A 13,438-nucleotide genomic window follows, 5' to 3' on the forward strand; every position below is an offset into this window, starting at 1 on the left:
AACTGAAGAAATGGAGAAGAAAAAGATAGACCGCCGTGAGTTTCTGAAGGTCCTCGGAGTCGGGGCCGCTGCGACGACCGCTGCGTTTTACGGCTGTGGAAAGCGGGGACAGGGAGCGGCGACCGCCGCTGTCGGCGAGGTTCCGACGGATAAGATGACGTTCCGTACGACGCCGGCGACCGGCGACCGGGTGTCGTTGCTGGGCTACGGCTGCATGCGCTGGCCCCTGCTCGAAACGCCCGCGGCCGACGGCAATCCGATCGACCAGGAGGCCGTCAACGAGTTGGTCGATTACGCCATTGCCCACGGGGTCAACTATTTCGATACGGCGCCCGTCTACATACAGGGCTTTTCCGAAAAATCCACGGGCATCGCCCTCAAACGGCATCCGCGCGACAAGTTTTTCGTAGCGACGAAGATGTCCAATTTCTCGAATTTCACGCGCGAGAATTCGCTGGCCATGTACCGTCAGTCGTTGGCCGACCTGCAGGTCGATTACCTCGACTACTACCTGCTGCACTCGGTGGGCGGCGGCAAGGGCGTCGAGACGTTCAACGAACGCTTCATCGACAACGGTGTGCTCGACTTCCTGCTCCGTGAACGCGAGGCGGGGCGCATCCGCAACCTCGGATGGTCGTTCCACGGCGACCAAAAGGTCTTCGATCACCTGCTGGCGATGCACGACCGGGGCGAGGCCGTGTGGGATTTCGTGCAGATACAGATGAACTACGTCGACTGGAAGCACGCTTCGGGCCGCAACGTCGATGCCGAATATCTTTACGGCGAACTGGAGAAGCGCGGCATCCCGGCCGTGATTATGGAGCCGCTGCTGGGCGGCCGCCTGTCGCGGCTGAACGACCATCTGGTCGGGCGGTTCAAAGAGCAGCGGCCGACGCAGAGCGCTGCCTCGTGGGCGTTCCGCTTTGCGGGTTCCTACCCCGGGGTGCTGACCGTGCTGAGCGGCATGACCTACATGGAGCACCTGCAGGATAACATTCGCACTTATTCGCCGCTCGAGGAGCTGGCGCCTGCGGAATACGAACTGCTGGAGGATACGGCGCAGGTGATGCTGAAATACCCCACCGTGCCCTGCACCGAGTGTCAGTATTGCATGCCCTGCCCTTATGGACTGGACATTCCGGCGATTTTCGCCCACTACAACCGCTGTGTGAACGAGGGCAATGTGCCGAAGGACCAGCAGGACCCGGCTTACCGGGAGGCCCGTCGGGCTTTCCTCGTCGGTTACGACCGCTCGGTTCCGAAACTCCGGCAGGCAAGTCGTTGCATCGGTTGCGATCAGTGTGTATCGCATTGCCCGCAGTCGATCAAAATTCCCCGGCAGTTGCGCCGCATCGACCGTTTCGTCGAACAGCTCAAACAGGGAACTCTCTGACGCCGCACGCAAGGCCTCTCCGAACGGAGGGGCCTTTTTTATCATATGTTAACTATTGTCGGATTGGAAGCCGCTATCTTTGTAGTCCCAAAAATACAAGTTATGAAAGATAGTAGAGACAGCATTGATTTCGGCAGCATGGATATTCCGAAATTGTTCCGAAAATTGCTGATCCCCACGGTGATGGGGATGGTTTTCTCGGCCGCGTTCGTCATTACGGACGGAATTTTCGTGGGCCGCGGCATCGGCAGCGACGCCCTGGCCGCAGTTAACATCACCGCCCCGCTGTTCCTCATCAGTACGGGCGTCGGACTGATGTTCGGCGTCGGGGCTTCGGTCGTGGCCTCGATCCACCTTTCGCAGGGGAAGGCCAAGGCCGCACGGATCAACGTGACGCAGGCCGTGGTGGTCTCGTCGCTGCTGCTGGCGGCTTATAGCTTTTTCATCACCTGGTATGCTCTCGGGGTGGCTCGTTTGCTGGGCAGTTCGGAGCGTCTGCTGCCGCTGGCCGTGGAGTATATGCACTGGTTCGCGCCGTTCCTGCCGTTCAGCGCCCTGCTCAGCTCGGGGATGTTTTTCATCCGCCTCGACGGGTCGCCCAACTACGCTATGCTCTGCAATGCCATTCCGGCGGTCATCAACATCGTGCTGGACTACGTGTTCATCTTCGTCTTCGGCTGGGGGATGACGGGCGCCGCGCTGGCCACGAGTCTGGGCTATATCGTGGGTGCCGCGATGATTCTCGTATACCTCAGCGACCGCCGGCGTGCCGTGCGCTTCTGCCGTGTGAAACTGAGCCGCAAAAGCATGCGCCTGACCCTGCGCAACGTAGGATATATGTGCCGCCTGGGCCTTTCGACCTTCCTGTGCGAAGGGGCCATTGCGACGATGATGTTTGCCGGAAACTACGTCTTTATCCGCCATCTGGGCGAGGACGGCGTGGCGGCGTTCAGCATCGCCTGCTACTTTTTCCCGATCATCTTCATGGTCTATAACGCCATCGGACAGTCGGCCCAGCCCATTTTGAGCTACAATTTCGGCGCGGGTAACGGCGTGCGCGTGCGCAGGACGTTCCGCTTGGCGCTGATGACGGCTGTGGTGTTGGGGCTGGCTTTCTTTGGCATGACGGCTCTTTTCAGCCATCAGGTCGTGGCGATGTTCATCGACAGCGCCTACCCTGCTTACGACATTGCCGTCCGGGGGCTTCCGCTGTTCGCGTCGGGATTCGTATTCTTTGCCGTGAATATCGTGGCGATCAGCTATTTCCAGAGCGTCGAGCGGGCGCGCCCGGCCATGCTGGTCACCGTCCTGCGCGGGTTCGTGTTCATGGTAGCCTGCTTTTTCGGACTGCCCCTGCTGCTGGGTGTCGAGGGCATCTGGCTGGCCGTGCCGCTGACCGAGGTGCTTACCTTCGGAGTTGTTATGGCGATCTATGGCTGCGGACGGCATCTTGCGCTGGCTCGATAAATTTCACTATCTTTACGGCCTCAAACCTGCAAGGCATGGAGGCATTTATCGAAAAATTCAGCCGGAAATACAACCTTCCCGCGGAGGACTGTCAGCGGCTCGTGGGCAAAATGGAGCGTTATGCATTCCGCAAGGGCGAATGCGTGGTTCGTGAGGGCGAACGCAACCCCGATTTCTATATCGTGAGCCGCGGCATCTGGCTGGGACACTACTGCAACGATGGCGTGGATGTTTCGGTGTGGTTCGTGGGCGAGGGCGAAGCGCTCTTTTCGACTTGGGGATATGTCGGCAACGCCCCTTCGCAGATCACCATCGAGGCCATGTGCGACGCGGAACTCTACGGCATTTCCAAAGCCGATCTGGAGGAGTTCTTCGCTTCTTCGGTCGGGGCTGCCAATTTCGGACGGCGGATTTTCGAGGAGCAGTTTTTGGGCCTCGAGAACTGGATTCTTTCGGGCGGGGCCCCGCGGGCCGAGGAGCGTTACCGGGCGCTGATGGCCGAGAGTCCCGAACTGCTGCAGGTCGTTCCGCTGAAGCATATCGCCTCTTACCTTTGGATCACCCCACAATCGCTGAGCCGCATCAGGGCCAAACTGGGAAAGAAAAAAGGCTGACCTTCAGGTCAGCCTTTCTTTTCGCGCTCCGGGGTGTCCCATCCGCCGCCGAGGGCCTTGTAAAGCCCGACCAGCGCCAGATGCTCGTTGCGCACGGCCTTGCTCTCCTCGACCTGTGCGTCGAAAAATTTCCGCTGGGCGTCGAGTACGTCGATGTAGCGGATCACCCCGTTGATATACTGCAGTTTGGCCAGCACGACATATTGCCGGGCCGCCTCTTTGAGGTTGAATTTCAGCTCTGCGGTCCGGCGCATGTTGCGGTAGGCTACTACGGCGTCGTTGACCTCCCGGAAGACCTCCAGCACCTTCTGCTCGTAGGCCAGACGGGCCTGCTCGTAGCCCGCCAGCGCCGCGCGGTATTTCGCCCGCTTTGAACCGAAGGCGAAGAGCGGCGCCGTAAGGTTGCCGACGGCATAGGAGAACGGAGATTCGATGAGCCCTTTGAGGGCGTCGTTCTCGAGTCCGCCCGTCAGCGAGATCGTCAGTCGCGGGAACCGGTCGGCATAGGCCATCCCGGCCGCGGCCATTGCGGCTTTCAGGTTTTGCTCGGACTGCCGCACGTCGGGACGGCGCTGCAACAGCGTCGAGGGCAGCCCCACGGCCAGCGAGTCGGGCATCGTGACGTTCATATTCATTTTGCTGCGCGTCACGCGGGCGGGATAGCCTCCTGCGAGCACCGATATCTGGTTCTCCTTTTGGGCGATCTTCAGTTCGAGGTCGGGAATCAGTGCCGAGGCGCTCGCCAGCTCGACTTTAGCCTGCTGGTAGGCCGTTTCGGAGGTAAGGCCGCCTTCGAAACGCAGCCGGGCCTGCCGCATGCTCTCCTGGCGGGTCTCCACCGTGCGGCGCACCACGTCCAGCTCGTGATCGAGGGCCGTCAGTTCGAAATAGGCCGTGGCGACTTCGGCGATGAGCGTCATCTGCAGGGCCCGCGCCGCTTCGACCGAGGCGAGGTACTCCGCCGCTCCTTTTCGTTTGGCCCACCGCAGGCTGCCCCACAGGTCGGCCTCCCAGCTCAGGGTCGCCTTAACGCTGAATTCGGCGTCGCTCTTGTGTGCCTCGCCGTAATAGTCGTTGGTCTCGTTGTCGGCGAGAACCAGTCCGCCGAGCGACGGCAGACGGGCCGCTTTGCTCACGCGGTAGAGCTCTTCCAGTTGACGGATGCGCGCCTCGGCGGACTGCATGTTGCGGTTGCGGTCGAGCGTGCGGCCGATCAGCCGGCAGAGTGTCGTGTCGGTATAGACTTCCCACCACGCCAGGTCGCCGATGGTCAGCGAATCGGTGCGTCCGGCAACGATCTGGGCCGGAAGGTTCAGTTCGGGGGCCGGGCATTTTTTCTGCACGGAGCAACCTCCCGCCGCCGTCAGCAGCAGGATCCCGAAAATATATAATGTGCTTCGTTTCATCGTGTAGTCCATTTTTCTTTCAGTTTATACACCCAGACGAAGAACAGCGGCACGAAGACGATGCCGATGGTGATGGCCACCAGCATACCGAAGAAGACGCCCGTGCCGATACCCTGCCGGCTGGCCGATCCGGGACCGCTGGCGAAGACCAGCGGCAGCATGCCGAGGATGAAGGCCAGCGAGGTCATGACGATAGGACGGAACCGCAGGTGCGCGGCCATGATGACGGCCGTGAGGATGTCGCGGCCTTTTTCGACTTCGTCCTTGGCGAACTCGACGATCAGGATGGCGTTCTTGGCCACCAGACCCACAAGCATCACCAGTCCGATCTGGAAGTAGATGTTGTTCTCCAGCCCGCAGGCCCAGTTGCCCAGGTAGGCGCCGATGCCGGCGATCGGCAGCGAGAGAATCACCGCCACGGGGATCAGCCAGCTTTCGTACTGCGCCGCGAGGAACAGGAAGACGAAGAGGAAGGCCAGTGCCAGCACATAACCCGTCTGGCCGCTGACGTGCTTCTCCTGATAGGAAAGGCCGCTCCACTCGACGCCGATCGACTGCGGCAGGTGGCGGCGGGCGATCTGTTCGAGGATGGCCATGGCCTGTCCCGAGCTGTACCCCTGGGCCGCCTCGCCCGAGATGGTCGCCGAGTTGAACATGTTGAAGCGCCGGATGGTGCCCGGCCCCGTGGTGTAGGAGGTCGTGCCGAGGGCCGTGATGGGGATCATCGCCTTGTCGGCGCCCCGCACGAAGAAGAGCCCCAGGTTCTCCCGCTGGGCCCGGTACGGGGCTTCGGCCTGGATGTAGACACGGTAGATACGGTTGAACAGGTTGAAATCGTTGACATAGACCGACCCGGTGAAAGTCTTCATCGTCGAGAAGATGTCGGCCATCGGCACGCCCAGCATTTGGGCTTTGTCGCGGTCCACGTCGAAATAGAGCTGCGGGATGTCGGTCTGCATCGACGCCGAAAGGCCCGTCAGCTCCTTACGCTTCGAAGCGTAGTGCAGCAGCGTGTCGACGGCGTGTTGCAGATCGCTGTACGAGGCGTTTCCGCGGGCTTCGAGCACCATTTCAAAACCGCCCGAAGCGCCCAGTCCCGGAATGACGGGCGGTGTCGAGAGAAAGACCTTGCTTTCGGGATAACGGCGCATCTCTTCGCGGATGTCGTTCATCAGCTCGCGGATGTTCGAGGTTTTGCGCTCGTCCCACGGTTTGAGGATCACCGTCAGCTGGCTGCGCGACTGGTTCGTGCCCACGCGGGGGCTCGATCCGGTGACGTTGAGCACGTACTCTACATCCTCCAGCGACATCAGGTACTCCATGGCACGGTCCGTCACGCGGCGCGTGCGTTCGAGCGTGGCTCCTTCGGGAAGCTCCAGCTCGACGGTGAAATAGCCTTGGTCCTCCTGCGGCATGAAGCTCTGGGGAACGACTTTGTTGAGCGCCCACAGTGCTATGAGCGTCAGTCCGAACAGCGTCAGCATGCGCTTCGAATGGCGCACGCCGCCGCGGATCATCCGTTCGTAGAACTTGTTGCCGTTGGCCAGCCAGATGTTGATGCGGCGGAACAGGCGGTTTTTCTTCCGGCCCGAATCAGGGCGCAGGATCAGGGCGCAGAGGGCCGGCGAGAGCGTCAGGGCCACGAACGTCGAGATCAGCACCGAGACGGCGATGGTGATGGTGAACTGGCGGTAGAGCTGGCCGGTGATGCCCGAGAGGAAGCTCACGGGGACGAACACGGCGCACAGCACCAGCGACGTGGCGATGATGGCGCTTCCCAGCCCGCTCATGGCCTTCTTGGTGGCTTCGTAAGGCGAGAGCCCCTCCTCTTCCATCGTGCGCTCCACGGCCTCGACGACCACGATGGCGTCGTCCACGACGATACCGATGGCGAGGATCAGTCCCAGCAGGGTCATCATGTTGAGCGAGAAGCCGAAAGCCAGCATCACGCCGAACGTTCCGATGAGCGAGATCGGCACGGCGATGGTCGGGATCAGCGTCGCGCGCCAGTTCTGCAGCGAGAGGAAAACCACGAGGATCACCAGAAGCAGCGCTTCGAACAGCGTGTGGTAGACCTCTTTGATCGACTGCGAGATGTAGGAGGTCATGTCGAACGGTATCTTATAGGAGATGCCCTCGGGGAAACTGCGGCTGATCTCCTCCATCGTTTCGCGTACCGAGCGCGCCACCTCCATGGCGTTGGCGCCCGGCAGCATGTTGATGTTCATCACGGCCGCGTTGCCGCCGTTGATGCCGCTCTCGGTGCTGTACGACGAGGCTTCGAGCGAGATGCGGGCCACGTCGCGCAGGCGGATGAGCGATCCGTCGGGATTGGCGCGGACGACGATCTCCTCGAACTCGCTGACCGACGAAAGGCGTCCGCGGGCGGTGATCGGGATCGTGATGTCGAGGTTCGTGATGGGCTGCTGGCCCAATACGCCCGCCGCCGATTCGCGGTTCTGGTCTTTGAGGGCTTTCTGTAAGTCCTGGACCGTCAGTCCGAGGTTGGCCAGCCGGTCGGGCTGTACCCAGACCTGCATGGCGTAGTAGCGGCTGCCGACGTTCGAGACGCTGCCGACGCCCTTCACGCGGCGCAGCATGTCCAGCACGTTGAGCGTGGCGTAGTTAGAGAGGTAGATTTCGTCGAACTTGGGGTCGTTCGACAGCAGCGTGATGGTCATCAGGCGGCTCGAAGCCTGTTTCTGGACCGAAATGCCGTTCTGTATGACTTCGGCCGGAAGGCGCGCTTCGGCCTGTTTCACGCGGTTCTGGATCTCGACGGCTGCCAGGTCGGCGTCCGTGTCGATGTCGAAGGTGATGGTGGCGGAGAAACCGCCCGAATTGCTGCTCGTCGACTCCATGTAGAGCATGCCGGGCGTTCCGTTGAGTTCCTGCTCGATGGGGGTGGCGACGGCCTGCGTCACGGTCTGGGCGCTGGCGCCGGGATACGACGCCGAGACTTTCACCACCGGGGGCACGATCTGAGGATACTGGTCCACGGGCAGCAGCACCAGTCCCAGCAGGCCGACGATGACAATGACGATGGAGAGAACGGTCGAGAAGACGGGCCGGTCGATAAAGAAATCCGATTTCATGGCTCGCTATTTTTCAGACGTCTCCGTCTCGGTTACAGGGCCTTTTTCCGGAGCAGGTACGGGGTCTACTTTGTCTCCGTGGGTGAGCTTGTGGAAACCCTCCACGACGATCTTCTCGCCGGGAACGACGCCCCGTTCGACGATCACGCGGTTGTTGACCTCGGGGCCGAGCTCGATCATGCGGCGCTCGGCGATGCTGTCGGGCCGGATGACGAAGACATAGGCGCCACCCTTCTCGATGACGATGGACTTGGTCGGGACGACCGTGGCGTTCTCGCGCACGTCTAACAGCAGGCGTACCTTGGTGATCTGTCCCGGCAGCAGGATGCGGTCGGGGTTGGCCATTTCAGCCCGCACGGAGAAGGTTCCCGTTTCGGGGTCGACCTGCGGGTCGGCGAAATCCACGAGCCCGCGCAGCGGATACTGCGTGTTGTCGGCCAGTGTGATGGTGATGTAGGGGTCCCACTTGCGGCTCGAATCCCGCTGGCCGAGGTTGACGTTACGGGCTTTGCTTTTGAGGTAGTCGAGGCCCGTCATGCTGAAGTCCACACGCACGGTGTCGCTTTTGACCACTGTCGCCAGCAGCGATTTGCCGTTGGGGCCCACGAGCGTACCGATATCGACGCTGCGCTCGGAGATATATCCCGACAACGGCGAGCTGACGGTGGTGTAGCTCAGGGCCGTTTCGGTCTGCGTGAGGTCGGCCTCGCTCATCGCGACGGCTGCCGTGGCGCTCTCGTAGGAGGCGATGGCATTGTCGAGGTCCAGCTGGCTCGCGGCATTCTGCTCGTAAAGCGGACGGATGCGTTTCAGGTCGCGTTCGGCCTTGAGGGCCATGGCCTTGTCCTTGTTCAGCTGGGCCCTGGCCTTATTGGCGCGTGCCTGATAGAGCTTGGGGTCGATGATGAACAAGGGCTGCCCTTTGCGGACATAGGTACCCTCTTCGAACATCATCTTTTCGAGGAAGCCCTCGACCCGGGCTCGGATCTCGACGAACTGCTGGGCGCGGATGCGTCCGACGTATTCGCCGTAGAGTTCGATATCGTCGGTCTGGACGGGCTCGACTTCGACCACGGGCCAGACGGGTTTTGCGGGTTCGGGACGCAGCCACCACCACAGCCCTCCGGCCGCCACTACGGCGACTGCGGCGATGGTGATCCAGGTGCGTTTGGAAAAACGGCGGACCTTGCCGCCGGCCTCTTTGCCCAGTTTCAGCGCGCGGCGTCCTGACAGGACCGCTTGCTGTCGGATTGTATCACGGGATATTTTCATTGCTTGACATCTATGTATTGATTGCCTGGTATGGATGTCCGGTATTGAGATGCAAAATTAGGATTTTTTTGTCAATCTGCTTTCCGTTCGAACATAAATCGGGCGAATATGGTGCCGAAATGCCTGTTTTTGTTGTATAAAAGATGGCCCGAACGGTAATTCCGGTAACAAAATCCGTAATTTGCATACCAAAAGGCCGAAAAAACGGGTTTATATTTGTATACTGATTAAACGTTTTTACGGATGTCCTATCGAAAAACAAGACGTGTCATGCTCATACTTCTCGGAATCGTCTGCCTGCTGGCCGCTGCGGTCGCGCTGTTCATCAACCAGCCCTCGTTCGGACGGCTGCCCCGCGGTGAGCGGCTGGCGCGGATCGAACGTTCGCCCAATTACCGCGACGGGCAGTTCCGCAACCGCGAGCGCACCCCGCAGATCACTTCCGGCCGAGGCCGCATGCGGACCATGCTGGGATTCCTGTTCCGCTCGACGGAGGGCCTGCGCCCCGCGGAGCCCGTTCCGGCTGTCAGGACCGATCTGCGGGGGCTCGATCCCGCACAGGACCGGCTGGTTTGGTTCGGCCACTCCTCCTACCTGATCCTTTCGGGCGGACGGCGGATACTCGTGGACCCTGTTTTCCGGAGCGCAGCTCCGCTGGGTTTTCTGAACAGGGCTTTTCCGGGCAGCGACCTCTATCGTCCGGAGGATATGCCCGCGGTTGACCTGCTCGTCATCAGCCACGACCATTGGGACCATCTCGACTACCGTACGGTCCGCGAATTGAAGGACCGCATCGGGAAGGTCGTCTGTCCGCTGGGTGTCGGCGAGCATTTCGAACGCTGGGGATTTGCCCCGGAGCAGATCGCCGAGCTGGATTGGGACGAGGATGCCACTCCCGTGGAGGGTTTCCGCGTCTTCTGCCTGACGTCGCGCCATTTTTCGGGCCGGGGGCTGACCCCCAACCGTACGCTGTGGGCCTCCTATTTATTGGAAACACCCACGCGAAAGATTTACATTGGCGGCGACGGTGGTTACGGAAATCATTTCGCGCAGATCGGGGAGCGGTTTCCGGAGATCGACCTGGCGATTCTCGAAAACGGGCAGTACAATGTCGACTGGCGTTACATCCATACGCTGCCCGATCAGCTTCCGCAGGCCGCCGCGGACCTGGGCGCCCGGAAGGTGCTGACGGTCCACCACTCCAAATACGCCTTGGCGCGGCATCCGTGGGATGAGCCGCTGAAAACCGCCGTGGCGATGGCTGGCCATGAGCCGCCCGCGGTCTTGCGGCCTGTCATCGGAGAGGTCGTCGAACTTTGAATGAAGCCGCCGCCGGAAATTCCAGCGGCGGCTTCGTGTCATGCCGGGAGGAGGATCGAGAAGCGGCTGCCCTTGCCGATTTCGCTCTCGACCGAGATCGTGCCGCCGTGGGCCTCGACAAACTCCTTCGAGATGGCCAGCCCCAGGCCGCTGCCCTGCACCTTGGTCCCGGGAACGCGGAAATAGCGTTCGAAAATGCTCGTGTGGTAACGCGGGTCGATGCCGCGGCCGAAGTCGCGCACATAGATTTCTATGGCCTTTTCGCGCTGCACGGCGCCGATGATGATGCGCGATTTCTCGGGCGAATGGTGGATGGCGTTCGACAGCAGGTTGGTGATGACCCATGCGATCTTCTCGTTGTCGACGAAGAGTTTCGATATCTTTTCGGGATAGTCCACTTCGACGAAGCAGCAGAATCGGTCGGCCAGTACTTGCGTCGCCTTTACGGCGTAGTTTATCAGCTCGATAGGTTTGGTTATCTTAGGCATCAGTTTAAGTTTGCCGGTTTCGATCTGGGTCATGTTCAGCAACTCGCCGGTGATCGACAACAAGCGGTCGCTGCTCTCTTTGATGCTTCCCACGAGCTGTTTCTGTTCGGTGTTGAGCTCTCCCAGGCGGGTGTCGCCCAGCAATTGCAGGCTCATCAGGATCGAGGAGATCGGGGTTTTCATCTCGTGCGAGACGGTCGAGATGAAGTTGGTCTTGGCGGAATCCAACTCTTTGAAACGGGTGATGTTGTTCAGCACGATCAGGTTGCCCACGAACTGCCGTTCACTGCCGCCGACGGGCGTGATGTAGAGGGGCGTGTTCTCCACCTGGAAATAGCTCTCTTTGTTGTCGGCATAGATTTTCAGCGGTTCGGGGTCTTTCTTTTCGCAGAGTCCGCGGATCAGCCGCCGCAGCAGGTCGTTCGAGAGGGCTACCTCGGTGGCGTTGCGTCCCACGACCTCCTGCGGGAGATTCAGTACCGAGAGTGCTTCGCGGTTCATGAAGAGGATGCGGCGGTCGGGGTCCAACCCTACGATCGGCTCATGGAGCGTGTCGACGATCGCTTCGATCCGTTTTTTGGCCGCCATCAGGTCGTCGAGCGAACTGCGGCGGTATTCGTCTAATTTGGCGGCCATGTCGTTGAACGACTCGGCGACGGATTCGAACTCGCGGTTGCCCGGAAATTCGAGCCGCTGCTCGTAGTTGTGGTTGGCGATCTCGGTGATACCCCGTTTCAGGACGTCGATCGGCCGCAGCACCGACCGAGGGAACCAGACGAGAATGGCTCCCGCGATCACGGCGCATAACGCCGCTACGACGATCAGCCACCACATGACGTAGTCGGCGCGCTCTTCGACGGCCAAGCTCTTGGCGCGGATGGCCGCCATGTTGAGCTCCATGATACGGAACAGGTCTTGCCGTACGGTCCGTATCTCGGCCTCGGTCACGGGATCGCTCAGCGAGGCGATGTGGCGTTCGAGCGTCGAGGTGCTCTCCCGTTCGTTGATTTCGGTGATGTTCTGCCGTTGCAGGGCGAGGTTTTCGCGCAGGATGTGCCGTGAGACGGAATCTTCGCCGATGTCGTTCAACGACTGCAACATGCCGCCCGCGTATTGCAGGGAGTTGTAGTTGTCGGCGAGGATGGTGCCTGTCGCCTGCGACAGCTGCCGCACATAGCTGACGGACTGGATGCCCAGCAGCAGGATCATGGCGAAGAGGATGCCGATGCCCAGCGTGATTCTCCGTTGTATTTTCATGGTCTACGAAAAGATAAAAAGATCAATGTTCATGCGCGACAGTTTTCCGGTCAGCCGTCGCAGACCGAATGCGCCTTTCAGCAGCGAAATTAGCGAAAATTCGGGACGCCCGACGCAGACGATGTTGATTTTTTGTTCGCGGCAGAATTCGACGATGGTCTCCACCGGGGCGTTGGAGTGTTTGCGGCGGATTTCGCCCCCGAGTTCTGCGGCGAGGTTCAGGTTGTTCATCAGGTAGCGCTGGCGGGCCAGCGGGATGCGGTCGGCGGCTTCGCGGTCGCTTTGGATGTAAAGTACCGTGAACGAAGTGTTCAGATGCGTGGCCATGCGGGCTGTCTTGCGGATGACGCGGCGGGCGCGTTTCTCGCTGCTGTCGATTACGGCCAGCAGTTTGTCGTGGCGGACCTTGTCCCCTTCGGCCATCTGGTTCTCGACCTTCTTTTCGACGCGCAGCGCCACTTCCTTCAGCGCCAGTTCGCGCAGTTGTAGCAGGTTGTCCTGGGTGAAGAAGTTGCCGAGTGCCGCGGCGATCTTGTCGGGACGGTAGATCTTTCCGGCCTTCAGGCGGCCGATCAGCTCGTCGGCCGTGAGGTCGATGTTCACCACTTCGTCGGCCATGGCCAGCACGCTGTCGGGGACCCGTTCGCGGACCTCGATCCCGGTGATCTTCTCCACGGCCTCGTTCAGCCCCTCGATGTGCTGGATGTTGACGGCCGAGATGACGCTGATTCCCGCGTCGAGAATCTGCATCACGTCCTGCCACCGCTTGGGATTTCCGCTGCCCTCAATGTTGGTGTGGGCCAACTCGTCCACGACGACGATTTCGGGATGCAGGTTGATGATCCCCAGCGTGTCCATCTCTTCGAGCTCCTTGCCCTTGTAGAAGAGCCTGCGGCGCGGCACGAGCGGAAGCCCCTCGACGAGGGCTTCCGTTTCGGTGCGGCCGTGCGTTTCGATGTAGCCGATACTGACGTCCACGCCCGCGTCGAGCAGTTGGCGGGCTTCCTGCAGCATACGGTAAGTCTTGCCCACGCCGGCGCTCATGCCGATGTAGACTTTGAACTTGCCGCGGTGCGAACGCCGGATCAGTTCCAGAAAGCGCTGAACGCTGTCCTGCTTCTCCATC

The 13,438-nt window shown here is 60.8% G+C and carries 9 protein-coding genes; 4 read left to right on the forward strand and 5 right to left on the reverse strand.

Annotated elements, in window-relative coordinates:
* Positions 1-10 precede the first annotated feature (10 nt).
* From BLU78_RS01225 to BLU78_RS01235, 3 genes are all read left to right on the forward strand, one after another.
* A complete protein-coding gene (locus BLU78_RS01225) occupies positions 11-1,393 on the forward strand; it encodes an aldo/keto reductase (RefSeq protein WP_010259430.1) in 1,383 nt (460 codons plus the stop codon).
* 102 nt (positions 1,394-1,495) lie between these two features.
* Positions 1,496-2,860, forward strand: a complete 1,365-nt coding sequence (locus BLU78_RS01230; protein WP_026020580.1) for an MATE family efflux transporter — start codon at positions 1,496-1,498, stop codon at positions 2,858-2,860.
* A 35-nt stretch (positions 2,861-2,895) separates the two neighbouring features.
* Positions 2,896-3,474 carry a Crp/Fnr family transcriptional regulator gene (locus BLU78_RS01235; protein WP_010259433.1) on the forward strand — a complete coding sequence of 193 codons (579 nt, stop codon included), beginning with the start codon at positions 2,896-2,898 and terminating at the stop codon, positions 3,472-3,474.
* 8 nt (positions 3,475-3,482) lie between these two features.
* Here the strand turns inward: BLU78_RS01235 and BLU78_RS01240 are convergent, their stop codons facing one another.
* Genes BLU78_RS01240 through BLU78_RS01250 form a run of 3 tightly spaced genes read right to left on the reverse strand, consistent with a single transcriptional unit; the run spans position 3,483 to position 9,247 of the window.
* Entirely contained in the window at positions 3,483-4,880 is a 1,398-nt protein-coding gene (locus BLU78_RS01240; protein WP_010259435.1) for an efflux transporter outer membrane subunit, read from the reverse strand.
* Positions 4,877-7,975 carry an efflux RND transporter permease subunit gene (locus tag BLU78_RS01245; protein WP_010259437.1) on the reverse strand — a complete coding sequence of 1,033 codons (3,099 nt, stop codon included), beginning with the start codon at positions 7,973-7,975 and terminating at the stop codon, positions 4,877-4,879. The genes BLU78_RS01240 and BLU78_RS01245 overlap by 4 nt, the downstream gene beginning before the upstream one ends.
* A gap of 6 nt (positions 7,976-7,981) precedes the next feature.
* Positions 7,982-9,247 carry an efflux RND transporter periplasmic adaptor subunit gene (locus BLU78_RS01250; RefSeq protein WP_010259440.1) on the reverse strand — a complete coding sequence of 422 codons (1,266 nt, stop codon included), beginning with the start codon at positions 9,245-9,247 and terminating at the stop codon, positions 7,982-7,984.
* A gap of 243 nt (positions 9,248-9,490) precedes the next feature.
* Between BLU78_RS01250 and BLU78_RS01255 the strand changes: the two genes are divergently transcribed.
* Positions 9,491-10,567 (forward strand): MBL fold metallo-hydrolase, encoded by a 1,077-nt coding sequence (locus BLU78_RS01255; protein ID WP_026020581.1) that lies wholly within the window; start codon positions 9,491-9,493, stop codon positions 10,565-10,567.
* Between the two features lie 38 nt (positions 10,568-10,605).
* On the opposite strand, the gene BLU78_RS01260 is transcribed toward BLU78_RS01255, so the two are convergent.
* Together BLU78_RS01260 and BLU78_RS01265 are read right to left on the reverse strand one after the other, a co-directional pair.
* Positions 10,606-12,312: a sensor histidine kinase gene (locus tag BLU78_RS01260; protein WP_010259445.1), complete on the reverse strand. Its 1,707-nt coding sequence runs from the start codon at positions 12,310-12,312 to the stop codon at positions 10,606-10,608.
* A gap of 3 nt (positions 12,313-12,315) precedes the next feature.
* Positions 12,316-13,437, reverse strand: coding sequence for a histidine kinase (locus BLU78_RS01265; RefSeq protein ID WP_010259447.1), 1,122 nt, complete (start codon positions 13,435-13,437; stop codon positions 12,316-12,318).
* Position 13,438 lies beyond the last annotated feature (1 nt).

Source organism: Alistipes timonensis JC136 (assembly GCF_900107675.1).
GTDB lineage: Bacteria > Bacteroidota > Bacteroidia > Bacteroidales > Rikenellaceae > Alistipes > Alistipes timonensis.